Annotated in this window: 15 protein-coding genes; 9 read left to right on the top strand and 6 right to left on the bottom strand. The window is 39.5% G+C overall.

From position 1 onward, the window contains the following. Positions 1 to 68: 68 nt before the first annotated feature. The 4 genes from NOS7107_RS19270 (at position 69) to NOS7107_RS19260 (ending at position 9,386) form a co-directional block, all read left to right on the top strand. Positions 69 to 5,450, top strand: coding sequence for an ATP-binding sensor histidine kinase (locus NOS7107_RS19270; RefSeq protein ID WP_015114621.1), 5,382 nt, complete (start codon positions 69 to 71; stop codon positions 5,448 to 5,450). 18 nt (positions 5,451 to 5,468) lie between these two features. Further along, entirely contained in the window at positions 5,469 to 7,979 is a 2,511-nt protein-coding gene (locus NOS7107_RS19265) for a PAS domain S-box protein (RefSeq protein WP_015114620.1), read from the top strand. A 206-nt stretch (positions 7,980 to 8,185) separates the two neighbouring features. Further along, the gene (locus NOS7107_RS28005; RefSeq protein WP_015114619.1) at positions 8,186 to 8,344 is read left to right on the top strand and encodes a DUF2256 domain-containing protein; all 159 of its coding nucleotides are present in this window, start codon (positions 8,186 to 8,188) and stop codon (positions 8,342 to 8,344) included. 79 nt (positions 8,345 to 8,423) lie between these two features. Beyond that, the gene (locus tag NOS7107_RS19260) at positions 8,424 to 9,386 is read left to right on the top strand and encodes an isoaspartyl peptidase/L-asparaginase (protein ID WP_015114618.1); all 963 of its coding nucleotides are present in this window, start codon (positions 8,424 to 8,426) and stop codon (positions 9,384 to 9,386) included. 37 nt (positions 9,387 to 9,423) lie between these two features. Here the strand turns inward: NOS7107_RS19260 and glmU are convergent, their stop codons facing one another. From glmU to NOS7107_RS19240, 3 genes are all read right to left on the bottom strand, one after another. Continuing rightward, the gene (gene glmU, locus NOS7107_RS19255; protein ID WP_015114617.1) at positions 9,424 to 10,773 is read right to left on the bottom strand and encodes a bifunctional UDP-N-acetylglucosamine diphosphorylase/glucosamine-1-phosphate N-acetyltransferase GlmU; all 1,350 of its coding nucleotides are present in this window, start codon (positions 10,771 to 10,773) and stop codon (positions 9,424 to 9,426) included. A gap of 139 nt (positions 10,774 to 10,912) precedes the next feature. Beyond that, positions 10,913 to 12,145 (bottom strand): two-component system response regulator, encoded by a 1,233-nt coding sequence (locus NOS7107_RS19250; RefSeq protein WP_015114616.1) that lies wholly within the window; start codon positions 12,143 to 12,145, stop codon positions 10,913 to 10,915. A 1,131-nt stretch (positions 12,146 to 13,276) separates the two neighbouring features. Then, entirely contained in the window at positions 13,277 to 14,209 is a 933-nt protein-coding gene (locus tag NOS7107_RS19240) for a tRNA (5-methylaminomethyl-2-thiouridine)(34)-methyltransferase MnmD (RefSeq protein WP_015114614.1), read from the bottom strand. A gap of 238 nt (positions 14,210 to 14,447) precedes the next feature. Between NOS7107_RS19240 and NOS7107_RS19235 the strand changes: the two genes are divergently transcribed. Then, positions 14,448 to 15,287, top strand: coding sequence for a sulfurtransferase (locus tag NOS7107_RS19235; RefSeq protein WP_015114613.1), 840 nt, complete (start codon positions 14,448 to 14,450; stop codon positions 15,285 to 15,287). A 38-nt stretch (positions 15,288 to 15,325) separates the two neighbouring features. On the opposite strand, the gene NOS7107_RS19230 is transcribed toward NOS7107_RS19235, so the two are convergent. Then, positions 15,326 to 16,717 (bottom strand): hypothetical protein, encoded by a 1,392-nt coding sequence (locus NOS7107_RS19230; RefSeq protein ID WP_015114612.1) that lies wholly within the window; start codon positions 16,715 to 16,717, stop codon positions 15,326 to 15,328. 261 nt (positions 16,718 to 16,978) lie between these two features. On the opposite strand from NOS7107_RS19230, the gene NOS7107_RS19225 reads away from it, so the two are divergent. From NOS7107_RS19225 to NOS7107_RS19215, 3 genes are all read left to right on the top strand, one after another. Continuing rightward, positions 16,979 to 18,289 carry a FecR family protein gene (locus tag NOS7107_RS19225; RefSeq protein ID WP_015114611.1) on the top strand — a complete coding sequence of 437 codons (1,311 nt, stop codon included), beginning with the start codon at positions 16,979 to 16,981 and terminating at the stop codon, positions 18,287 to 18,289. Positions 18,290 to 18,370: 81 nt separating this feature from the next. After that, positions 18,371 to 19,021: a YqiA/YcfP family alpha/beta fold hydrolase gene (locus NOS7107_RS19220; protein ID WP_015114610.1), complete on the top strand. Its 651-nt coding sequence runs from the start codon at positions 18,371 to 18,373 to the stop codon at positions 19,019 to 19,021. 65 nt (positions 19,022 to 19,086) lie between these two features. Then, on the top strand, positions 19,087 to 20,244 hold the full coding sequence (locus NOS7107_RS19215) for a histidinol-phosphate transaminase (RefSeq protein WP_015114609.1): 1,158 nt from the start codon (positions 19,087 to 19,089) through the stop codon (positions 20,242 to 20,244). 13 nt (positions 20,245 to 20,257) lie between these two features. Here NOS7107_RS19215 and NOS7107_RS19210 read toward each other — a convergent pair whose 3' ends face one another. Both NOS7107_RS19210 and NOS7107_RS19205 read right to left on the bottom strand, forming a co-directional pair. Beyond that, on the bottom strand, positions 20,258 to 20,812 hold the full coding sequence (locus NOS7107_RS19210; RefSeq protein WP_015114608.1) for a hypothetical protein: 555 nt from the start codon (positions 20,810 to 20,812) through the stop codon (positions 20,258 to 20,260). Between the two features lie 709 nt (positions 20,813 to 21,521). Next, on the bottom strand, positions 21,522 to 22,169 hold the full coding sequence (locus NOS7107_RS19205; protein WP_015114607.1) for a GNAT family N-acetyltransferase: 648 nt from the start codon (positions 22,167 to 22,169) through the stop codon (positions 21,522 to 21,524). 970 nt (positions 22,170 to 23,139) lie between these two features. Between NOS7107_RS19205 and NOS7107_RS19200 the strand changes: the two genes are divergently transcribed. Then, a complete protein-coding gene (locus NOS7107_RS19200) occupies positions 23,140 to 26,697 on the top strand; it encodes a response regulator (protein WP_015114606.1) in 3,558 nt (1,185 codons plus the stop codon). Positions 26,698 to 26,731 lie beyond the last annotated feature (34 nt).

Here is a 26,731-nt window from a genome sequence, read left to right as displayed (position 1 = left end):
TTGCTCAAATTATAAAAAATTTAATAAACTGGGAAAACTAAAACTGTCAATCATCAGGATGTAGCCGTATGGTTAGCACAATACTCAGTATTCCTGGATATCAGATCATTGAAGAACTCTACAACGGTTCTAGAACCCAGGTTTACCGAGGGTATCGACAAACTGACTCATTACCTGTAGTGATTAAACTGCTGAAAAATCCTTACCCAAGTTTTAGTGAACTGGTACAATTTCGCAACCAATATACCATTGCCAAAAATCTCAACTCTCCTTTAATTATCCAAACCTATAGCTTGGAACCTTACCAAAATGGCTATGTGTTAGTCATGGAAGACTTTGGAGGGATTTCTCTCAAGGAATGGGGAATAGAGAATCGGGAGTCGGGAATGGGGGGAAGCTTACAATCTCTAGAGGAATTTTTAGAAATAGCGATCGCTTTATGCAGCACCTTGGAAATACTCTATCGTGATTGCATTATTCATAAAGATATTAAACCCAACAATATTTTAATTAATCCCGAAACTAAACAAGTTAAATTAATTGACTTTAGTATTGCATCTTTACTGCCACGAGAAACCCAAACCCAGGTTAATCCCAACGTTTTAGAAGGAACACTAGCTTATATTTCTCCTGAACAAACCGGGAGAATGAATCGGGGAATTGATTATCGGACTGACTTTTATTCTTTAGGGGTGACTTTTTATGAGTTACTCACAGGAGAATTACCCTTTAAATCGCATGATGCGATGGAGTTAGTACATTGTCATATTGCGAAAATGCCTGTGGGATTGGGGAACAGTGAAGAAATTCCCCAGGTGATTTCCGAGATTGTGATGAAATTGATGGCGAAAAATGCTGAAGACCGCTATCAGAGCGCGTTGGGATTGAAATATGATTTAAGTAAATGTTTGGTTCAACTCAAAGAACATGGCAAAATTGAGAATTTCCCCATTGCCCAGAGAGATGTGTGCGATCGCTTCATTATTCCTGATAAACTTTATGGACGAGAAAGCGAAGTAGAAAAACTACTGCAAGCATTTGAGCGTGTTAGCATTGGCGCATCGGAAATAATGTTAGTTGCTGGCTTTTCGGGTATTGGGAAAACAGCAGTTGTCAACGAAGTGCATAAACCAATTGTTAGACAACATGGTTATTTTATTAAGGGCAAATTTGATCAGTTTAATCGGAATATTCCTTTTAGTGCATTTGTGCAAACATTCCGGGATTTAATTGGTCAATTGTTAACCGAAAGTGAGGCACAAATTCAGCAATGGAAAAACAAGATATTAGATGCTGTTGGCGAAAATGGACAGATAATTATTGATGTAATTCCCGAATTAGAACGGATTATTGGTAGGCAAGCAAGCATACCAGAATTATCAGGAACAACAGCCGAAAATAGATTTTATTTAATATTTCAAAAATTTACTAAAGTCTTTACCAGTGCAGAACATCCTTTAGTAATATTTTTAGATGACTTGCAATGGGCAGATTCAGCCTCATTAAAGTTAATGCAATTATTAATGAATGATAGCGAGCATCTTTTATTAATTGGGGCTTATCGTGATCATGAAGTCACTCCCATACATCCATTGATGTTAATTTTGGGTGAAATTGCGAAAACACAAACAGCAATTAATACGATTAATTTATTACCACTAAGTCAAGAACAAGTGAATCTATTAGTTGCTGAAACACTTAGATGTCCAGAAAAGTTAGCTTGGAATCTTTCACAGCTTGTATGTCAAAAAACTCAAGGTAATCCATTTTTTGCCACTCAATTTCTCAAAGCACTGCATCAAGATAAATTCATTAAATTTAACTTTGATTTAGGCTGCTGGGAATGTGACATTACACAAGTAAGTCAGCAAGCAGTGACAAATGATGTTGTGAATTTTATGGCATTTCAATTACAAAGACTGCCTTTAGCAACTCAAAATATATTACAGTTAGCAGCTTACATTGGTAATCAATTTGATTTAGCAACTTTAGCAATTGTTGCAGAAACATCAGAAATTGAGGCGGCGGCTGATTTATGGAAAGCCTTGCAGTCAGGGTTAATTTTACCAATTAATAACATTTATAAATTTTATCAAAGAGATATTTATGATGAAGTAGTTAGAGAAGATGTGAATTATCAACCATTAGTCCAATACAGATTTTTACACGATCGCATCCAACAAGCGGCTTATTCATTAATTCCCGCAGCACTCAAACAAAAAACTCACTACCGCATCGGACAACTACTCTTACACAAAATTTCTCCCGCAGCCAGGGAAGAACGTATTTTTGAATTGGTCAATCAATTAAATCACGGCACTAGTTTAATTGCCCAAGCAACAGAACGAGAGGAACTTACACAACTGAACCTCACAGCTTGTCGTAAAGCGAAAGCCGCTACCGCTTATTCCGCAGCGCGGGAATATGCCACAGTGGGATTGTCACTATTGGGAGAAAAAGCTTGGCAAGAACAGTATGAAATCACGATTGCCTTCCATGAATTAGCAGCGGAATTGGCAATGCTGTGCGGTGATTTTGCGATGATGGAACAGTTAATTAATCTCGTCATCGAGCAAGTACAATCCTTACTCGCACAGGTGAATGTTTACCGAATTAAAATTCAATCTCTAGTTTCCCAGAATAAATTTAGTGAAGCCATTGCGATCGCCCAAACAATTTTGCAACAGCTTGGCGTAATCTTTCCGACAACACCCACACCAGCAGATATTCAACAAGAAATCCAAGAAATTAACCAACTAATTGGCGACAGAAAGGTTGAAGATTTAGTTCATCTCCCCTTGATGACAGATGCCACAAAACTGGCAATTGTACAAATCGCTAGTAGTATCATGTCTGTGGCTTACCTTGCTGGTTCTCCCTTGTTTCCCTTACTGGTTTCCTTATCAGTCAAAACATCTATTCAGTATGGCAACACCCCCGCTACAAGTTATATTTATTGCTCTTATAGTGTGCTTTGTAATTTTTTGCAAGATGTCGATACAGCAATAGAGTTTGAGCAGTTAGCACTTCAACTCACCACCAAATTAGATGCAAAAATTGTCAAACCGCAAGTATGCCTCCTTTTGGGACTGTATATTCGTCCACTCAAATCTCACCTCAAAGAAACCCTCCCACTGTTGCAAGAAGGCTATAGCGTGGGGCTAGAAGTCGGTGACTTAGAGTTTGCTGGACACAACGCCCACAATTTTTGTTTTTATGCTTTTTGTTGCGGTAAGTCTCTAATGACCTTAGAACAAGAGACTCGCGCTTACTACAAAGGGTTAATGCAGCTTAACCAATTGACCACAGCAAATTATTGCCGCATCTATTGGCAAGCTGTGTTAAATCTGCTGAGTTTGACAGAGAACCCGACTATTTTATCTGGGGAAGCCTTACAAGAAAGTGAATTTGTTTCCCTGCTGCAATCCGCCAATGACGGTTATGGGTTGTACAGTTTCTCTTTGCATAAGCTGATGCTTTGTTTCTTGTTCGCAGAAATAGAAGCAGCCGAAAATTATGCCATTGAAGTCAGACACTATTTTATGGCTGGTACAGGACTAGTCAGTGAACCAGTTTTTTATTTTTATGATTCTCTCTTGGCTTTGGCACAACTAGATGAAACATCAGCCGCTTTAGAACGTGTAGCCGGAAATCAAACCAAACTCCAGCATTGGGCGCACTATGCCCCGATGAATCACCAGCATAAAATTGATTTGGTAGAAGCAGAAAAACATCGTGTTTTAGAAAAATTCTATGAAGCTGGGGATTTTTATGATCGCGCTATTTATGGAGCCAAAGAAAACGCATACATCCAAGAAGAAGCCCTAGCAAACGAACTTGCAGCTAAATTTTACCTCAACTGGGGCAAAGAAAAAATTGCCGCAGGTTATATGCAGGAAGCATACTATTGTTATGCTCACTGGGGAGCAAAAGCAAAAGTTAATCACCTAGAAAAAACCTATCCTCAATTACTCCAACCGATACTGCAACAACAACGCCTCAACCTCAATCCCTGGGAAACCATAGCTTTGCATGGGACTGTTTCATCAACGCGCACTTCTAGTAGCGACTCTACTAATTATGCGGAAACTCTCGATTTTACTTCTGTTATCAAAGCGGCTCAAGCAATTTCTAGTTCTTTAAAATTAGACGAACTTATGGCTAATTTGATCCAGATTATCCTCGAAAACTCTGGTGCGAAAAAAGCTATATTGCTGTTGTCTCAAAATCAGACTTGGCAAGTTCAAGCAATTGGTTTAGTTGAGTATGGAAAATTACAAACTATTCTGGAGCCTCAATTAATCAATATTTGCCCAGATATTCCCAAAAAAATTATCAATTATGTCAGAAATACCCAAGAAACAATAATTATAGACAATTGTCAAACAGATATACCAGGATTAATTGGGGAATACATGTTACGACATCAACCCCAAAGTTTACTTTGTACTCCGATAGTTAATCAAGGAAATTTAGTAGGTATACTCTACCTAGAAAATAAGTTAACTGCTGGGGTATTTACTCGCGATCGCCTCAACATAATTAATCTCTTGTCTGCTCAAGCTGCCATTTCTTTAGAAAATGCCCGACTTTATCAACAAGCCGGACAAGCATTACAAGACTTAAAACAAGCTCAATTACAAATGGTGCAAAATGAAAAAATGTCTGCATTGGGTAATTTAGTTGCAGGCGTAGCCCATGAAATGAATAATCCCTTGGGCTTTATTGCTGCTAGTCTCAAACAAGCTCAACCAACAATTGCCGATATTTTTGAACATTTGAAGCTTTATCAATCAAGCTTGCCTAATCCTAGTGAAGAAATTCAAGATCATGCCGCAGAAATTGATTTGGATTACAGTTTAGAGGACTTGCCCAAGGTGATTGATACGATGATTTTAGCTTGTAATCGCCTAAAAAATATTAGCACTAGTCTCCGTACCTTTTCCCGCGCTGATCAAGATTATAAAGTAAGTTTTAACATTCATGAAGGTATCGATAGCACAATTTTGATTTTGAGACATCGCCTCAAAGCTAATGAAAAACGTCCTGCCATAGAAGTTATCACTGACTATGGCAATATTCCCTCAATTGAATGTTTCCCTGGGCAATTAAATCAGGTATTTATGAATATTCTAGCTAATGCTATTGATGCTTTAGAAGAAATCAAAATTCCTAAAAATTCAACAATTAAACATCACATCATTGTTCAAACATCTTGGCAAAATCAACACGTCGAAATTAAAATTGCTGATAATGGTATTGGGATGAATCAAGAAGTCCAGCCAAAAATATTTGACAATTTATTTACGACAAAATCCGTGGGCAAGGGAACAGGTTTAGGATTAGCAATCGCCCGTCAAATTATTGTCGAAAAACACGGCGGTTCCATCCAATGCAAATCCTCTCCAGGAGAAGGTACAGAATTTGTTATCTTAATTCCCCTGCGATAATAAATCAGATAAAAATTTATGAATAATGCAGTGCTTGAAAAAGAAATCGCTTTGCTGCGCCAACAAAACGCCCAGTTGCAGCAACAGTTGGCAAAATCTACAAGTGATTCCAGTGCCAGAATTGCCCAACTAGAACAGGAATTGCGAGAAGCTCAACAACTCTTACAAAGTTATTCTCAAACAGAACTCGCTCTCAAAACTTCTGAAGCAGAATTACTCTCATTGTTTAACGCTATCCAAGATGTAATTATCGTTGTTGATGCCGAGGGAAAATATCTGAAAATTGCGCCTAGTTGTGCGCCTTCACTATACAAACCGCCTACAGAAATATTAGGTAAAACCGCCCATGAAGTTTTACCTACTGACCTTGCAGACTATTTTGTGGCATGTATTCAACAGGTACTTAAAACTCAGAAAACTGCCAAAATCGAATATAGCTTGCCTATTAACAATCAAGAAGTTTGGTTTGAAGGTAGTGTTTCCACGATGAGTGAGAACAGTGTGGTTTGGGTAGCAAGAGATATTAGCGATCGCAAAGCAACTGAAGCGGCTTTATTGGAAAATGAAACGAAGTATCGCAACTTGGTAGAAAATATCAGCGATCTCATATTTTCTATTTCTTTGGGAGGTACTTTTACTTATGCCTCACCCCAGTACAAAAATATTTTAGGATGGGAACCCTCGGAACTACTAGGTAAACCTTTTGCACCACTACTACATCCTGATGATTTACTTTTGGCGCGAAAAAACATTGAAGAAATGGTAGCCACAAAGGGCCAACGAACCCCACTAGAATTTCGTCATCAATGCAAAGATGGTAGCTGGCGCTGGATGAGGTCGATAACATCTCTGATGTTAAATTCAGAAGGAGAAATCACTGGTTTTCATGGTGTTCTCAGCGATATTAGCGATCGCAAAGCAACTGAAGCAGCATTACGTCAACAAGAAATCCAGTATCGCAGTATTTTCGAGACTGTCAATGATGGCATCAGTGTTGTTGATCTAAATACTGGTAAGCTTGTTGCTGCCAATCCGGCTTTTTGTCAAATGCACGGCTACTCTCAAGCAGAACTCTTCCAATTAAGTCCTCAAGACTATATTCATCCTGATTGTTTTCAGCTATTTGGGGAACTTATCAATTCCATTAAGGCAGGCAGTGAATTTCACACTCAAGGTGTGGATATTCGCAAAGATGGTACTTACTTTGATATCGAAGTCACTGGCAAAGTCTTAAACTACAATGGCGAACCTCATGCACTTTCGGTATTGCGTGATATTAGCGATCGTAAACAAGCAGAACAAGAACAACGCCGACTACTAGCAATTTTAGAAGCAACCACAGACATCATTGGTATAGCTGATGTGAATGGAAATAATCGCTATCTTAACCAAGCAGGTCAGAAGATTTTAGGCATTCCCCCCTCAGAAACCGATAAGTTTCATATTAGCGAGCTTGTAGAACCCTCAATGTTAGAAAAATTCCAAACAGAGAACCTACCTACTTTACTTGAGAAGGGTATCTGGTCTGGAGAATCTACGCTACGCAGCCGCAATGGAGAAGAACTTCCCATTTCTCAGGTGATGATTGCCCATAAAAATGAACAGGGAGAAATAGAATTTTTATCAATGATTGCTCGTGATATCCGCGATCGCCAACAAATCGAAGTCCAACTTCGACAACAAGCTGAAGATTTAGCCCAAACTCTACAAGAACTGCAACGCACCCAAGCACAAATGATTCAAGCCGAAAAAATGTCCAGTCTTGGTCAACTAGTTGCGGGAGTTGCTCATGAAATCAACAACCCTGTTAATTTTATTCATGGTAATCTTACCTATTTAGAAGAACATACCCAAGATTTATTGGAAGTCATTAACTTATGTCAACCTATGAATCTGCCGGAATTTCAAAATTTGTCGGAGGAAATTGACTTAGATTACATTCAGCAAGATTTACCTAAAATCTTGCATTCTATGAAAATTGGGACTCAACGCATCCGTCAAATTGTGTTATCACTACGTACCTTCTCACGTATGGATGAAGCCGAATTTAAAGAAGTAGATATTCATGAAGGTATAGATAGTACTTTAATGATTTTGCAACATCGACTTAAAGAAAAACCCGAATTTCCCGAAATTCAAGTCATTAGAGACTATGCCTCTTTACCTTTGGTAGAATGCTACGCCGGACAACTCAATCAGGTATTGATGAATATTCTCACCAATGCCATTGATGCTTTAGAAATGGGAATGGGGAAAGATGAACCACCAACAATTACGATTCGGACTTCGGTAATTGATGCTGGTTGGGTAAAAATTGCGATCGCCGACAATGGGATGGGAATGTCAGAACAAATTCAAACACAAATTTTCAATCCCTTCTTTACCACCAAGCCTGTTGGTAAGGGAACAGGTATGGGAATGTCCATCAGTTATCAAATCATTACTGAAAAACATGGTGGCAAGTTGGAGTGTTACTCCCAACCAGGAAAGGGAACAGAGTTTGTCATTACAATTCCCATTCGGCAGTGATCAGTCTTTCACCAGATAACAAACAACGACTCAATTGATTTTTTGTATCAAAAATAACTATATTATCTGGCTATTTGTGGAGACATCACTTTAAAAATCAATCTAATTGCTATTTATGAGCTAAAGTCTCCCGCCTTCCTAGCAAACTGGCTATAATTATTTTCCGTTTCTCTCATAACTGAACCTTATATCTTCACAGTGTTTATATGGGACGCTATCGTTCTAAATCTGACCTGCCCACAAAAATCTGCTCAGTATGTCAACGTCCCTTTGCTTGGCGCAAGAAGTGGCAAGATTGCTGGGATGAGGTGAAATACTGCTCAGAACGTTGCCGCCGTCGCCGTTCTGACGCGAAAACAGAGTAAGGGATGAAATTATGAATTATGAACTATGAAGTGTAAAATCAACTTGAATTCAGACGCAAATAGCGCAAACAATTTATAGATGCAGATAAAGGTGCAACCCAAATTAATTATTCATGGAGGGGCTGGTAGTTCTCTCCACGGCAAAGGAGGATTAGAGGCAGTACGCCGATCGCTCCATGCAGTTATCGAAGAAGTTTATGCTTTGTTATTGTCAGGGGCAAACGCTTCCGCAGCAGTGCTGCGGGGTTGCCAACTGTTGGAAGATGACCCCAGATTTAATGCTGGTACTGGTTCAGTACTACAATCTGATGGTCAAATTCGCATGAGTGCTGCCTTAATGGATGGCATCTCAGGGCGTTTTAGCGGTGTGATTAATGTCTCGCGGGTAAAAAATCCGATTGAATTAGCATATTTCTTACAAAATTCCCCTGACCGCGTATTGTCAGATTATGGTTGCGCTGAATTAGCGCGAGAGTTACAAGTACCCAGCTACAACGCTTTAACTGATTTGCGATTACAAGAATGGATTCAGGAACGTCAAGATAATTTTAAAAGCACAATGGCTGGGGTAGTAGCAGAACCAGAGTTATTAGAAACTACCAGCAATGCCGGACGTGGCACAATTGGCGTAGTGGCTTTAGATGCTCATGGTGGCATCGCCGCAGGTACATCCACAGGCGGTAAAGGCTTTGAGAGGATTGGTCGGGTAAGTGATTCGGCAATGCCAGCTGGTAATTACGCTACTAGTTATGCGGCTGTTAGCTGTACTGGAATTGGCGAAGATATTATCGATGAGTGTTTAGCACCAAGGATTGTCGTGCGGGTGACTGATGGAATGACTCTCAAAGATGCCATGCAACGCTCGTTTACAGAAGCCCACGAACATCAAAGAGATTTAGGCGCGATCGCCCTAGATGCCAGTGGGGCGATCGCTTGGGGTAAAACTAGCCAAGTTTTACTCGCCGCCTATCACGATGGTGAAAAAGTTGGCGACACTTTAGAAATGGCTGTTGGTACGCAAGTCGGCTGTATTGAAGTGTGAAGTGTAAAGTATGAAGTATGAAAATAAATTTCAGCCTTCATACTTTCCTCCGCCATCCTTGCTTGACTACCTGACGGCTACGGGCAATGACTAAACTATCGTTGGGGACATCTTCGGTGATTGTGGAACCTGCTGCTACATAGACATCATCACCTAAATTAACTGGTGCTACTAACACGCTATTAGAACCGGTTTTGGTGCGATCGCCAATTTTAGTACGGTGTTTTTTAACACCATCATAATTGGCGGTAATTGTGCCTGCTCCAATGTTTACTTGAGTCCCCGCTGTAGCATCACCCAAATAAGATAGATGGGCTACGTTGGTTTTATCGCCTAACTGAGTATTTTTTAACTCTACAAAATTACCAACACGGCAACTTACACCCACTTCAGTATGACCACGTAAATGAGCGTAAGGGCCAATCCGAGTTCCGGCTTGCACAATACTATCTGTGACTACAGAATATTGCACTGTAACGTTTTCGCCCAATTGGCTATTTTCAATTAAACTTCCCGGCCCGATGCGGCTACCAGTTTTAATAGTGGTATTTCCCCGCAGGTGAGTTTGTGGTTCAATAATCACATCTGGTTGTAACTCTACAGTCTCGTCAATTGTAATGCTGTGGGGATCGATGAGGGTGACACCTGCAAGCAGCCATTTTTCTTTGATGCGCCTTTGCAAAATCTCGTAGGCTGTGGCTAATTGTAGGCGATCGTTAATGCCCAAAATTTCTTGATAATCTGCTACATCCACAGCCATAACTTTTCCCACTTGGGTAACAGCATCGGTGAGGTAATATTCTTTTTGGGCATTGTTGGCTTCTAAATGTGGCAAGACTTTGGCTAAGTCCGGCCAACGAAAGCAATAAATCCCGGCGTTAATCCGGCGATTCTCTCTTTGATCCGGGGTACAATCTTTATCTTCAACCATTTGTTGGACTATGTTTTCCTCATCGCAGAAAACTCGCCCGTAGCCTTTGGGGTCAGTTAACTGAGCAGTCAGAATGGTTGCAGCGTTTTGATTTTGTTGGTGATTCAGCAATAACTGTTTCAAGGTTTCGGTGCGTAACAGTGGGACATCACCATTCAGCACTAATAAATCTCCAGTGTAGCCCTCAAGATAAGGTAGTAATTGCTGGATGGCGTGACCTGTTCCCAGTTGCACTGTCTGTTCTACAAACTCTAAGTTGAAGCTTGATTGTATGGCGGCTTTTACTTCTTGGGCTTGATACCCGACAATCACCATTCGTCGTGATGGTGAAAGCGGTTCTACACTGTCTAAAACTTTTTCTACTAGCGATCGCCCACCCAAAGAATGTAAAACTTTGGGTAAGCTTGATTTCATCCTGGTGCCGCGTCCCGCCGCTAGAATTGCTACAACTACCATAATCAAAAGTCTGAAGTATCTTCGCCCGTGGAGTTCCCAAAGGGTAGTATAGCAGGAGGCAGAAGACAGGAGGTGAGACTGTGCGGTCTTGTGGATTGGTAGAGCCACCCAATGAGTGACTACACCCAAAGGTAAAACATTACTTCAATTTGTAAGTATGAATAAAATCAGTAAACCGCTGCATTAGTTCAGGATTACGCCACCCTGCTTGAGTTTCTTCCCACATCACAGATAAAGCTTCTGCTGGGCTAAAAGCTCTTTTATAAGGTCGCTCGCTAGTCAGCGCATCATAAATATCAATTAATTGGAAAACTTGCGCTAGGAAAGGAATTTCATTACCTTTTAGTCCATCAGGATAGCCTGAACCATTCCAGCGCTCGTGGTGATGGCGAATAATGGGAATTACGCCCCGCATACTACGTAAAGGCTGGCAAATTTTTTCTCCAATTAAAACATGCTGCTGCATCATCTCCCAATCTTCCAAGGTAAGTTGCTCATTTTTGAGTAGCACTGCATCTGGAATGCCAACTTTACCAATGTCGTGAAGATAACCACCCCACATTAAATCTCGCAGTTGAGAGCGAGAAAGATTCAAGTATTCTCCAAAAGTTTGTCCTAGTGTGACTAACCGTTCACAGTGATCTCCCGTATTTGGATCTCGACTTTCAATTGCTCTGGCAATGGAAAATAGCACTTGTTCTGCGTGGTCTAAGTCTTCGTTTAAACGCTTTTGCCTGACTAAGGATTTCACACGCGCTGCTAGTTCCACACGATCAAAGGGTTTGGTCAAGAAATCATCGGCTCCAACTTCTATTCCGCGAATGCGCGATCGCCGATCATTTAATGCTGTAATAAAAATGACTGGAATTAACCTCGTATGTTCATCCTGCTTGAGTAATTGACATACCTCAAACCCATCCATCCCAGGCATCATCACATCCAGCAAAATTAAATCTGGGTGTTTTTGTGTCACCAACACCACAGCAGCCGCACCACTGTCTGCTTCAATCACTTCATAACCTTCCATTGCCAACAATGCCGCAGCTGTCATCCGACTAGCAGCATGGTCGTCAACTACTAAAATTTTTGGGGCTTCAGTATCAAAGAAGCAATTCACTTTGGAGCCTTTGACTTGTAGAGTTCTAGATAATAATGAATTGTAGCCAGAATTAATCTCCGATTTGCCCCAAGAAGACCCGGCTTTGCCCTCTTCAATCATTACTTCTTGCTGGGATAAGTTTAGTGGATAGTCCTCTAAGTCCCGCCATTCTAGCTCATTGTTTGCATTTCCACTATGCACTTTCTTTTTGGGATTTGACCCACTCAGACTTTGTTGATTAGAGTTTGTGGAATTAGCACTCCAGTAAATCACAAAGGCACCCCATTCTTTTTAAATTAACAGTTTCTGTCTGCAAAAATCAAGTTCAGTTCTGTAACCACACTCCACTTTGCATTTTTACAAGCTTGCTGTCTTAATTCTTAGCCTGCTTGTTTTTATCATGCCGAGGATATTTTTCTTTATAAAAATAAAATCTTACTAAGAGAAATTTGCCGCAAATATCCTAAATATCCATTCTAGTATCATAAATTCACCCAAATGTTAAATCAGGTTTTTTACGGAGATTTTTAATCTTCCAGTATAGCAAGAGTGTTTTGCTCCTGTAATTTGGCTGAAAAATTATATTTTCATTCTGAGTTTTTATATTAGTTTCAAAAAAACATATATTTGCTGCTAAACCCTTTTTATCCTCATCATATTCAATGAACATTTTATTTGATGATGATTTACTTACTTTATACACAAAAAAGAATAGTTTTAATATCATCTCGGATAGCCCAGTGTTGATTTTAATATTCATTAACTTACCACTTACTGTTTAAATGATTTAAGTTTTTATGCAAATCTACCTTGAATTGAAACATCTATATATATATTTTTAGTTGTTACTTTGCCCAATGGGTATGATTTGAATTCTCAATATATTAGGACTTAAGCACTGTATATTAGGACTTATGCACTGTACAAAATGACTTTTTTGTGCATAACGAAAATCTGTCATTTTAGACTATTAGCTAAGAGTCATGGCTCATCTGCGATCGCTGACTAATGAAAAAAAGCAAATCTCAATACCAAAAAATCTATACGCATATTGCATTGCTGCGGTCAGTACTTCAATCCTATTAATGTCTGATGTGAATTAAAAATACCCAAGCTATCACAAGGGTTTCAGGCTTTGATTTAGTCAAGATGTTTAACAATGTTGACGTATTTACACTTTTGCCGACTCTAAATCACATAAGCCATATCTTTAAAAAAGATTAAAAATTAAATCTATATTTACAGCAAAATTCCTTTTGCGTTCTTCATGAGCAGTCTTTCACTGAACACAATATTATTCCTGGTTGAAAATCTAGTCTATGTGTTGCAGCAACTGGAAATTCATTGCTTCCATTACTGGAGAAAATCTAGCGGTGTTTTTGCTGTATTTTACCAACATAATTGTCAAATCAAGTCAGAACCAACTTCAATAGAGTCAGCTGTTTTGTTTTTCAGTAACCAACGTTTTCGCCAACGAGAAGTAGGTTCTAATGAACAAGTTTGTTGTTCTTGTTTTCGCCGCATCATGATCACATCAGGCGGATCATTCAATTGTGGATCACGGTAAGGAATTGCAGCACAAGTTAACAAATGTTCTTGTTCTTCTAAAGAGAGGGGAGGCAGTGATAAGTTGCTAAAACACTCGACATTTTGAGAATAGGTTGCAACTGTACCAGGCGATCGCCTTCCAACTGGTGGGGTAGAACCTATCTTTAACCCAGCCAATATCAGTGCTGTACGTACAGATGCGGCACAAGAATAAGTTGCCAGCCAGCCTTGTTTACGTAAACAAACGGAGACTTGTTGAAGAAATTCCACAGTCCATAAGTGAGGACACTGAGGTGGTGAAAAGGGATCTAGAAAAATCGCATCTGCACTAAAACCAGATTGATTTACCTCTTGAATCGAAACTCTAGCATCACCAATGAGTAACTTTGCTTGCAGGCGTTCGGTTTTTGCTTGCTGTTCAAAAGCGAGTCGGGACAAAATTGGCGTGTATTCGTAATTCCATTGCTCAAATAAATGATTAGCGATCGCAGCTTGTGGTACAACCGGATTCAGTTCTAAACCAATTAATTCCACATAACAATTAGGGTTTACTGCCCAGATTGTCTGTAAAGCTGCCGCAGTGTTGTATCCTAGACCATAACAAATATCTAATAGTCGGATAACTGGTTTAAGTGCCACTTGGGCCAGTTGAGTTGGTTCCACAAACTTAAAATAACTTTCTTGTTTAGCACCAAAATGACTATGAAATAATTCATTAAACTCTTGAGAGAAAAAGGTAAAAGAACCATCTGCTGTTGCTTGTGGTCGAAAGTGATCAAATTCTGGCATTAGGCTTGGTTCACTGAAGTTCATGGTCAATATTTTAAAAAACTTTGACTAGTTATCAGGACTTACGCACAAGTTACGGAATAACGAACCACAGAGACGCAGAGGACACAGAGGAATGAGAGTTTGAGAGGTTTTTTGCGTAAGTCCTAGTTATGACTGAGAAGGAATCCAGTATTATTAGTAAATTGATTAGTCAAATATTATTCTGATTCTTTAATTATTCTGAATTTTTATATTTATGGTTAACACTCAACTTTTTGTTTCACCGACGTGGGTTGTCGATCACCTCAACGATTCCCAGATTGTGATTGTAGATTGTCGTTTTTCTTTGGCTGATCCACAATTAGGGCAAACACAATATCAAACAAGTCATATTCCAGGGTCATATTATCTGGATTTAAATCAGGATCTTTCTAGTCCTGTGGGTAAGCATGGTGGTAGACATCCTTTACCTGATACTAACAATCTAGCTAAGAAGTTATCCGCAATGGGGGTTAATTCCCAAAAAAATTTGGTTGTAGCTTATGATGATTCCCGCTTGGCCTTTGCGTCTCGTTTATGGTGGTTACTCCGCTATCTGGGACATGAACAAGTAGTAGTTATGGATGGTGGCTATACTGCATGGCAACAAGCAGGATACCCGGTTACAGATATTATCCCAGAATCCCAGACGGGGAATTTCATTCCTCAAATTCAACCCGAATTGGTAGTAGATATGGAAGTTGTTAAAAGTCGTAAAGATTTACCAGAGGTAGCTTTAGTAGATTCCAGAGAAAGCGATCGCTACCGTGGTGAAAGAGAACCAATTGATAAAATTGCTGGGCATATTCCCGGTGCAGTTAACTATCCTTGGCAAGAAGTTACAAACTCATCAGGTTATCTAATTTCCCAACTACAGCAACGTCAAAGATGGGAACCCATCGAAACAGCTAAAGAAATTTTAGTTTACTGTGGTTCTGGTGTAACTGCTTGTGTCAATTTACTTTCTTTAGAATTAGCTGGCATTCATACAGGTAAGCTTTATGCAGGTAGTTGGAGTGATTGGATTAGTTATGAGTCAACGGTCAATAGTCAATAGTCAAAAAAGTTAACTACACCATAGACTTTGGACTAATTTTAAAATTCCCCAATTTTAAAATTATAATAAACGCTCAAGAACCAGCTATCAAAATTAATATTTCTATCTGTAGAATCTCCGAAGCTAAAACCACTTTGTAAATTTAAACTGCTGGAGTCAGAGACTCGGTAAATCACCTGTCCAAATAGACGGTGATACTGGTCATTACGTTGTCTTTGCGTAAAATCAGAGAGATTTAATTGATAGTTAATCCCAATTTGTAGTGGTTCTTGCAAGTAATAACTTAAAGAAACCCAAAAAGAATTAATTAGCCGACTGCGGTTGTTTGGTTCAGAAAAATTGGCACTAAATTCGTAGAAGCTATCCAGGGATAATCTAGAATTAAGTGGGTCTCTTCTTCCCACCGATAGCCGCACTGAATTTTCATCTAAAAAGCGATCGCCTGCTTGAAAGCGACCAACACTATTAGCATAGAAAAACTGCTGATTATTAAAATCAAGTTCTGCATACATACGTGGCGAAAGTTGTTGATAAATCCCCACGTTAAAACTTATTTGGTTATAGTTAAATCTTGATTGCTCCACATAGCGAATCAAATTACCATTAATTGAACCATTAATATAAGTTTTAGAACCTAACGGAAAGTATGCAGAAGCAAGACTAAGTCCATAAAAAATTAAGCCATCTTCTCTGGGAAAAAACTCAGAAGCAAAAATATTATTTGTATGAAAGTAGCCTAAATTAGCCTGTAGGAAACCTATCGGTTTAAACTTAGATACTGGCAATAGTGGTTTTTTTTGTGGTAAAAGTCGTGGTCTCACCCTTAGCTCAAGTTCCTGAACACCATTAGCCTCAGATGTTGGCTTTTGTTGAGGTAAAGGTTGTTGTCTGACTCGTAGTTCTAATTCCCGCAGAGTATTAGTTTCAGAGTCTGGCTTTTTTCTTTGTTGCAATATCCGCCTGAGCCTCTCTAGCTTCTCATTTCTATCCACTGAGGGTTTATCCAACAATTCTTCTATAATCATGGGTGAAGGCTGAGGAAAATCTCTTGGCTGTACTTCTAGTTGTGGCGGATTATTTAAGAGTTGAGGATTGCTAGGAGGATTTGGCGGTTGGGAATTAGGTTCAGTATTAGGTTTTGTTTCAGGAGTAGTTTGGACTATGATTAAGTTTGTCCCTGCTAAATTAAAATTAGATAGCTGAGGCTGCTGTAAATCAAAATTACTTGCCTGAAACTGGCTCTTCTGGTAAGACTTATAACTTTCCTGGTTATATGCAAAATATTTTAGGTTTGCCTTATTTTGATTACTAGAGTCATCTAAGTTATCAGCCCAAGCTACATCTACGCCAATACAACATTTATTTGCACCAATCAAAGCTAATAAAGTTGCAAATAAAGGTTTTGTCCAGCCTGTGGGTTGCATCAGCATTTATGTTTTATCAACAAAAGAATATAACCATTTAGCCTGATCATTAAAAAACAAAAATGTTAACTTTGAGAAAGAAATTATTTAATTTTAATATTTTTTGATAATTTTGATTACATTGATTTATACCAGAATTTCGCTAAAATTTTCAATAAATCCACCGAAAATTTAGTTAGAAAACTAAAAAACTGATAAGCAAACCTAATATTTCAGAGTCTATCTTCACTTGGTGTGGTCTTAGTTAAACTATTAAGCGTTTAAGCTATGTCTTGGAAATTTATTCCTTTGTTGATGATGGGTGTATGGGGAGTGATCACAATGCCTTTACCGAAGGCGATCGCAGTCACTCCTTTGACTAGTGCAGAAATTCAAAATCTGCAAAATATTGTGCAACTGCTTCCTCGGAATAACAAAAAGCGACCAGCACGCAAATTAGATCCGATAATTCCTGGTGATGGGTTGTCTACTGGCAGATCATCTTTGGCAGATTTGCGTTTTAACGATGGTTCTTTAGCACGGGTTGGAGAACGAGCAATATTTCAATTTCTACCCAAGACTCGGAATTTCTATCTGTCAAACGGGACAGTACTTTTACTGATTCCACCAGGAAAAGGACAGACCCGTATACAAACACCGAGTGCCGCTGCGGCGATTCGTGGTTCAGCATTATTTGTCCGTTACGACAAGCAAACAGACACTACAATTGTTGGGGCGCTGACAAATAGCGGCATTGAGGTTTTGAATCGGGAAGCTTCCCAAAATCAGGTTTTACAAGCTGGACAACTGATGGTCATCGTCAAAGGTGAATTTCAGGGCTTATATGATTTTGATCTGAAAACTTTTTATGAAACGAGTGATTTAGTCCAAGGATTAGATTTAACCAAGAAAAATAATACATCTAACCCAGATTTGGCGATCGCCAGCGTTCAATCTGAAATTATTGCAGCTTTAGCAGCACAAACACCCGTCGTCGGACAAGGAGTCATAGATAACCCATCTTTTATGGAGTTATCTATTAATTCTTCTCACTCAGCTGACCAAGGTGGTGTCTTAGAAAATTCTCCTGTAGATTCTTTCTTACAAACAGGAGAAGTAATCTCAGATACTACTCGTAACTCTATTAATAATGATAACCAAAACACTAACACCATCAACATAAATCAGCCAATTAATAGTAGTAATCCTGCCAATCCTGGTGGGAACGGCAATCCTGGTGGGAACGGCAATCCTGGCGGTAACGGCAACCCTGGTGGGAACGGCAATCCTGGTGGCAATGGCAATCCTGGTGGGAACGGCAACCCTGGTGAGAATCCTGGTGGTAATGGCAATCCTGGCGGTAAAGGCAACCCTGGTGAGAATCCTGGTGGAAACGGCAACCCTGGTGAGAATCCTGGTGGAAACGGCAATCCTGGCGGTAATGGCAACCCTGGTGAGAATCCTGGTGGTAATGGCAATCCGGGCGGTAACGGCAACCCTGGTGAGAATCCTGGTGGTAATGGCAATCCGGGCGGTAACGGCAACCCTGGTGAGAATCCTGGTGGTAAACCTTTAGAAGGGGACTACCCTGCACCATAAACCTCTTCAGGTGTAACAATATGAAGTTAAGAATTATCTATTTCTTAACTTGAGATTTCATCACCCTCAATAATTACAGCCTTGCAATACATTTATCTTCATGGGTTTGCTTCTAGTCCTAAATCTGCTAAAGCGTTGGCTATGGGCGATCGCTTTACTAAAATTCCGATACAACTTAACATTCCTGATCTCAATGCTGGTGATTTTTCTCACTTGACAATCACGCGTCAACTAAATCAAGTAGCAGCAGCATTTCCTCATAATTATGAACCCGTTACATTAATAGGCTCTAGTTTAGGTGGTTTGGTATCTGCTCATTTGGGACAGCAATCTCAACAAGTAGAACGCTTGATTTTGTTAGCACCCGCTTTTGAATTTTTATCTCATTGGTTGCCTAAACTAGAGGATGATGCGATTAAGCGCTGGCAACAAGAAAAATATCTCATGGTTTATCACTATGGGGAAGGACGATCTCTCCCTCTAAGTTACGATTTCATCACAGATGCAGAGCAATACCAAGAGGATATATTGCAACGTCCAGTGCCAACGCTAATTTTGCATGGCAGACAAGATGAGGTCATTCCAATTAGAGCTAGTCGCCACTTTGCACACTCTCGTCCTTGGGTAAAGTTAGTAGAACTCGATAGCGATCATGCCTTAGCCAATGTCACAACAGAAATTTGGCAAGCAATTCACCTCTTCTGTCAGTTACCGCAAAGCAGTAAAATATGAGACCAACCAACAAGCAATTCTCTTAGTTATTTGTTTTATTGGCCAATGACTATTAACTAAAAATTATGCTTCCTTTTATTCGGTCAGATTTAGCCCAATTTACGGCTTACAAGCCTCACCCTAGCAGCAATACAGCAGAACCAGTCGCCATAAAGTTTGATCGGCTGGATACAAATGAAAGTCCTGAAGATTTACCACCTGAATTAAAAGAAAAATTGGCCTGGACATATCAGCAAGTTATCGAAACAAATCGATATCCCGATGGCGGACATGAGCAGCTAAGAGATGCGATCGCTGAGTATGTAAATGAATCGGCTAATCTTTCTTCATCCTTGTTTACCGCTGCTAATATTTCTGTTGGGAATGGTTCCGATGAACTAATTCGCTCTTTATTAATTGCTACCTGTCTGGGAGGCGAAGGTTCAATTCTAGTAGCTAATCCCACTTTTTCGATGTACGGGATTTTAGCTCAAACCTTGGGTATAGGAGTGGTGACAGTCGGCAGAAATCAAACCAATTTTGAAATAGACATAAAAGCTGCACAAACAGCCATCACCCAAACTCAAAATCCGCCAATTCGGGTAGTTTTTGTTGTACATCCAAACTCTCCCACCGCTAATCTACTCACTGTGGCAGAATTAGCATGGCTCAGAAGTTTACCAGAAGAAATTTTAGTAGTAATTGATGAAGCTTACTTTGAATTTAGCCAAAATACTTTAGTGGATGAATTGGCACAGCGTCCCAATTGGATCATTTTACGAACTTTTTCTAAGGCTTTCCGTTTAGCAGCATTGCGTGTGGGTTATTGTATTGCTCATCCAGAAGCGATCGCCATTTTAGAGAAAGTCCGCTTGCCTTACAATCTTCCTAGCTTTTCACTGGCAGCAGCACTAGTGGCTTTACAAAACCGTCAACTTTTACTTAGTTCAATTTTACAAACACAGAATGAGCGCGACAAGCTTATCGCAAATTTGGCGCAACATCCAGCCTTGCAAGTAGCCGAAAGTGCCGCTAACTTTGTTTATCTACGTCTCCAGGCAAATAATTCTGATTCAAAAAATACTACTTTACCAATTCTTCATCAACAACTCAGAAGTGCTGGAACTCTTGTCAGAATACTGAATGAAGGATTACGAATCACTATTGGGACTCCAGAAGAAAATTCGCGTACCTTGGAAAGACTACAAGCAGCTATGGCAAATTTTGAATACTTAAATATCTAGCAGATTATGATAGCTAGTAATTAAATTTGCCATCAATTTCACTGCCCAAACGACGCACTATCCCTACAGTTTGGGGAAAAACACCCACTAAAAGTGCAAAGGCTTCATCAGGTAAATCAGCCACCATTTCTGATGGGAAATATTGGTCAAACTGATCTAAAATCTTCTGTACTCGCTGTTGCGGAACTGGATTTTCGGTAATTTGCTTTATCAACCGAATCCATTGTCGTCGAATCAAGTAGGCTTTCTGGCGTTCCTCATAAGATTCTGGACTCAATAAAGATAAATTGCCGATACGCACAACCATCTGACAATCGCTGTCGTAATCACCACCAACCGCTGCTCCCGGGCCAGCAAATTCTGCATGGTAGCGTTTAAAAAGTATTAACCCATTCCGCTTCCGACTATTGACAATAAAAACCTTTCCACTTTGTAGAAGTGTCAAAATATCTGAGCCGTATGATTGCTCAGTTCCATCTGGCATAACAAAATGGTCAAGAAAACTGGTGTCGGGGTAATAAGTTGATACCATAGAGGTTTGATAGCGTATTTGCTTTTCGCTATCCATGTTTTTTATAACTTCTGAATAATTTGGTAGTGTGATGCACGTCAAGCAGTAACTTGGTGTTAAATCAAATTAGTTTTTTGCTTATCTTACTATCAAGAACTTTTTGTTCAATTTAATAATAGAGATTAATGAGATGTAGCTCATTAATTATGTAATCATATTTTATGAGATATGGCTGAATTTGTCTTTAAACTAAACTATAAAAAAATTAAAGTTTCTATAAAGATGAATAAATTAAATACAAAGTTATTATGAGGGAATTTTTATTTAGCGTAATTTTACTGATTGCTTCATCATAGTAGATATTATATATTGAGGGATTTTGATTATTTTCTTATTAGATAAAGTATAAGTAATTATTTTAAATGTAAAACACCAATACAATGGTAGTCTGTGCAGTATTGACCAATAAATTTACGCTTTACTTTCTTTTACCTTGCTCTACAGATATTTTACAAACCCACTTGGATTGCCATACTAGATATATTGTATGGCTATTTATGCAAAAATATCTTTAGCTAGAGTTTAAAAATCAATCTAATTTAGATCAATTTGTTTTGAGGCAGTTTGGACAATAAAAACTAACTTAGACTTAAAATATAGACTAAATATCTTGGGTGTTTTATCCTAAACAGACTAGAATTTAGTGGCATAAATTTGAGTAAAAAATGCGATCACCATATTTGTATCCCATCGCACAACATAAAATTTAGTCAGAAGAATCGAAATTTAAGTGTTTGTGTAAGAATATTTGACGAGAACGTTGGAGAAAGAATAAACTCCAGTTAGATTCTACTTTATACATTTTGTAACCTAATTTGAAATACAACTGTCGTGCTTGATGGTTATCTTCTAAAACATGGAGATATAAGTCTTTAAAACCCCATTCCTGACAAAGCTTTTCGCAACTCAATAATAACCGTGAAGCCACACCATTCCGGCGATATTTTTGATCAACAGCTAAATTAGATAGATAAAGGAAACTTCTGCCATTTTGTTTCCATGAATCATGGAAACGCAAGCCCAGTTCTACAGTTCCCACTAAGTTATTAGACCCAGTAATAGTAGTGTCAACAGCAACTAAACAAATATGATGGGGTGCTGGTGATGATAAACGATTTCTGAAGTCTTCATAAATCCCCAGACGTAACAATGGAAAAGCCCATCCCCAAAAACCAGTTTGAGAGTGAAAGCTTTCGGCAATAATCTGGGAAATAGCAGTCAAATCGTTAGTCGTAGCCGCACGAATTTGGAATTGTTGAGAAGCTTGATGCGCGGCTGATGTCAGTGGTTGTTCGTGAGATGAGTCAAAAAACCAGGATGTCAAGGTTAGTTTATTATTAATTGCATTGTACAAAAATTTTCTCAGACATTCTAAAACACCGTTTGCTACTGTAAATACAATTGTTTTTTGTAGTTTAATACAAATAAATTATTTGGGTGTTCTAGGTTCTTCTGTAAGTTAATAACACACTCAGCATCCTTTTGGGTAATTCACAACATCAATTGTCACAACCAATAACATAATCTCAGAAATTATGATCTATCGCTGCTAAATGCTCTGGATTGGCTGTGGGGAATACTATCTGAATCTAGATTGAGTCAGGTCTTTGACTGGTTCTAGGGGAGATTTAGTCCTTATCGCTGACTTATGTAGCTGCTTAGTTATACAAATAAGTAAAGTTAAAATAATCTATTTACCGTATTTATACTGAAAAATCAGGCAAAATATTTTTGAAATATATATTGTACTTATTTGGCGATCGCCTAGATGAACTAAGTACATGCTGTAATAGTTAAAGCAGCATTAATCTGTGACAGCCCCATGCCACTTGTCTAACTGCTGGTTATGATTGCTAAATTAGAATAAATAGTTAGTCTAATAGTATACTTTGCCTTTAATACTTATAGTTGTGACCTAGCTCACTCTCCCATGACCAACATAAATAAAATTTACCTGCAAATGTTATTACAACTGCAACAAAGGGCAAACTTAATATGCAGCTTCAGTTAGCTTTTTCCACCAGACCTGAACGCTGTGTGTAGTCATCAAAAGTTTTCACGGGAGGTGAAACAACACTTGAAAAGCAAGCATCTACTCTTTAGTACCAAAATTGACCATTCCATTAAATCCGCTGTATCAGAGCAAGTGGCAAACATTACCCGCTATTGAGGCTAATTACTGTGAGTAGATACTCTTACACCCAGCATTTATATAGCCATACAACCCAATTGGGCAAAATGCTCTGCTCTTACCCGAGTCAGAAAAATTACCTCCTGAGCAGATTATTCTTTATTCAACTGCTGTTGCAGCAGGAAAGCGGTGCATGAAATCTCAAGTAAACAGTAAGCCGAAAATTTTGGTTGTTGATGACGAACCAGACAACCTTGATTTGCTTTACCGTACTTTCTATCGTGATTATAAAGTGTTGCGGGCAACCTCTGGCCCTGCGGCATTAGATCTGTTGGCAGAAGAAGGAGAGGTCGCAGTGATCATCTCTGATCAGCGAATGCCAATTATGAGTGGTACGGAATTTTTGAGCCTGACAGCAACTCAATATCCAGATATTATTCGGATTATTTTGACTGGCTACACTGATGTTGAAGACTTAGTGGAAGCTATTAACGCTGGTAAGGTATTTAAATATGTCACCAAACCGTGGGAAGCAGAAGAACTCAAAGCTGTGGTACGCCAAGCCTTGGATACCCACAATGTTCTCAAAGCTCGTACCCGCGAACTAACCCGTACACTCCGACAAGAATCACTGCTGAATACTGTTACTAACACAATTCGCAGTGCTTTAGACTATCGGCAAATTTTGCAAGCAATTGTCGATACAGTCGGTCACATGTTAGAGGTAGATGTTTGCCTGTTACGTCCTTTTCAAGATGAGCAATTAGTAGACGAAGGGTTTATTTACCAAAAACCGCCCCAAGCAGAAGTGGAGCAAGTATCAGGAATTGCAGGAGATGTGTCAGCCGCATCTTTCTTACCTTCGGCTGCTTTGTTAGCCCAAACTGTTTGGGAAACTCGTGAAGTTCAGGTAATTTACGATGTCGCTACAGATGAGCGAATTCAAGGAGAAAATTCCGAACCACAACAAAGAGGAACAGCTTTTGCTACTGCTAATATTTACTCCAGCTTAGTTGTACCGCTAATTTGTCAACAAGAATTGTTAGCAGTGTTAGCACTACATCAGTGTCACCAATCTCGCCTCTGGGGAACTGAGGAAATCCAGCTAGTGACAATGGTGGCAGATCAAGCCGCTTTAGCTTTATCTCAAGCTTATGCTTATGAACAGGTACGTGCTTTAGCAAAGAGAGAAGCGCTAATTAATACAATTACAACAGCAATTCGCTCTAGCTTAGACCCACAAGATATTTTTGCTGCTATTACCCACAAATTAGGACAAGCCTTACAAGTCGATGGTTGTGCGCTGTCTTTATGGACAGAAGAAGAAGATTCTGTCCAGTGTGTTGGTTTATATGATAGCGCTCAACATTCTGACCATTCGCTCAAGCCAGTCCAAAATTTTAATTTAAATACTAATCTTGATTTAATATCTCAAAATTTTCCTTACTCGACGCAAGCTCCTATTAAAGATAACCCTCTGTTACAAGAAATTTTGCGGACACAGGAGCCGATAGTAATTGCCGATATGAGTGTCTGTCCCTTGGAACTGAAGGGATTTGATTTGCCTTTGAAAAAGCCAGCACGATCGCTCATGGTTGTGCCTTTATTAGCTGATGGCAAATGTATTGGGAGTATTACCTTGCGGGAAGGGCGAAAAGTTCGTCGATGGGTATCATCAGATATTGAACTTGCCAGAGCAGTGGCCGCACAAGCAGCGATCGCTGTACAGCAGTCACGTCTCTATCAGAAAACCCGTGAACAAGCCGAGCGTTTATTGGAACTAGATAAACAAAAAACTGAATTTTTCCAAAATATCTCCCACGAATTCCGTACTCCCATTACCTTGATTCAAGGGCCATTAGAATCTGCGGTAGCTGCTGGGGAAGGTCTATCTCATGCTCAAAGTGCGATCGCTTTACGTAACTCTCGCCGTCTATTGCGATTAGTCAACCAATTACTCGACTTACAACGCCTAGATGCGGGACGAATGCAGCCTAGCTTTCGTCCCTGTGATTTAGTGGAATTTGTCAGCCAAATTGTTGAGTCATTTCGACCTTATTGTGAGAAAAAACAACTGCATCTAGCAACTGATTTCACTGCATGTCCCAAGGTTTACTTAGATATGGAAAAATTTGACAAAGTGGTTTATAACCTCTTATCAAATGCCATGAAGTTTACACCTGAAGATGGCACAATCAGGGTTACAGTGCAAAATCAAGACGAATACTGCATCCTCCAAGTAAAAGATACAGGAATTGGTATTATTCAAGAACAAATTCCGATGTTATTTGAGCGATTCCGCCAAGCTGAAGGCTCAGAAAACCGTTCCTATGAAGGTAGCGGACTGGGTTTGGCTTTAGTCAAAGAATTAGTGGAACTGCATGGCGGTAAAATCATTGTAGACTCAGTTTATGGTGAAGGAACGACTTTCACATTATGGCTGCTCACTGGCCATGATCACTTACCAATCAACCAAGTATTAGAAACACCTGCTGAATTAAATACTAGCCGTGCCACTGTTGAATTAGCTGATTTAGAACTCATCGAATCAACTACGGAAAAGTGGGAACATACTACAAAAGATTTATCAGATGTTTTTCCTACTCCCAATTCCGCAAGCAAAGCGAGTTCGCGCACTTCAACAGAGCAACCCACCCAGCAAACTTCTAAGCACTCCATCTTAGTTGTAGATGACAACCCAGATTTACGAACTTACGTATCCGATATCATCCGCCGCAGTGGCTATCAAGTCCACACGGCTCGTAATGGTTATGAAGGGTTTGGTGTAGTTCAAGAAATTTTACCCAGCTTGATCGTTACAGATTTGATGATGCCTTTAGTAACTGGGCTGGAAATGATTCGGATGATTCGCTCTGATGAGAAATTAAAAGGAATTCCGATCATTTTGCTCACAGCCAAAGTAGATGAAGAAACCCGCATTGAAAGCACAGAACATGGTGCAGATGCCTATTTAGCCAAACCATTTAACGACAGAGAACTTCTAGCAGAAGTCAGGAATCTCTTAGCTTTGAAGGAAAATGAAAGACGGGTTGTAGAATTAAATACTTATCTAACAGAATCAGTTCTCAAGCGTTTTTTGCCAACTGTATTAGTACAGAAAGCCGCAGCAGGAGATTTAACTTTAGACTTACGCCCAGAACCGCGTTTGATTACAGTTTTGTTTAGTGACATTGTGGGGTTTACCCAATTAGCAAATACTCTTAGATCTCGACGGGTAGCAGAATTGCTGAATGAGTATTTAGAATGTATGACCAAAGTTGTGTTTGACAACGGCGGTACCGTAGATAAATTCATGGGGGATGCGATTTTGGCTTTATATGGAGCGCCAGAAGAACTGACTCCTAATGAACAGGTACGTCGAGCTATCAATACAGCTAGAGCAATGCATCGCTCACTCTCGCAGTTAAACCAACGCTGGCAAGAGCAAGGTGTATTTGAAAGCGATGGACGCTCTAGTGTCCAGTTTCGCTGTGGTATTCACCAAGGTACAGCGGTTGTGGGGATGTTTGGTAGTGCAGAACGCGCCGACTATACTGCTATTGGCCCAAGTGTGAATATTGCTGCTCGATTGCAAGCTGCGGCTGTTCCCGGTACGATTTTGGTTTCGGCTGCTGTAGCAGATTATTTGCAGGATGAAGAAATTACCAAAGGTAGTCCACTAAAACTTAAAGGAGTTGATGAAACTGTCCTGACTTTTGCTGTTTCGCCAGATCTAGTAGTTAATCGCTAAGATCCAAACGGAGTCTTTAGCAAAGCTTAAGGAC

The sequence above is a fragment of the Nostoc sp. PCC 7107 genome, assembly GCF_000316625.1.
Taxonomy (GTDB): Bacteria; Cyanobacteriota; Cyanobacteriia; order Cyanobacteriales; family Nostocaceae; genus Nostoc_B.
Note: the sequence above shows the minus strand (reverse complement) of the source record. Positions and strands in the feature narration are given on the sequence as shown.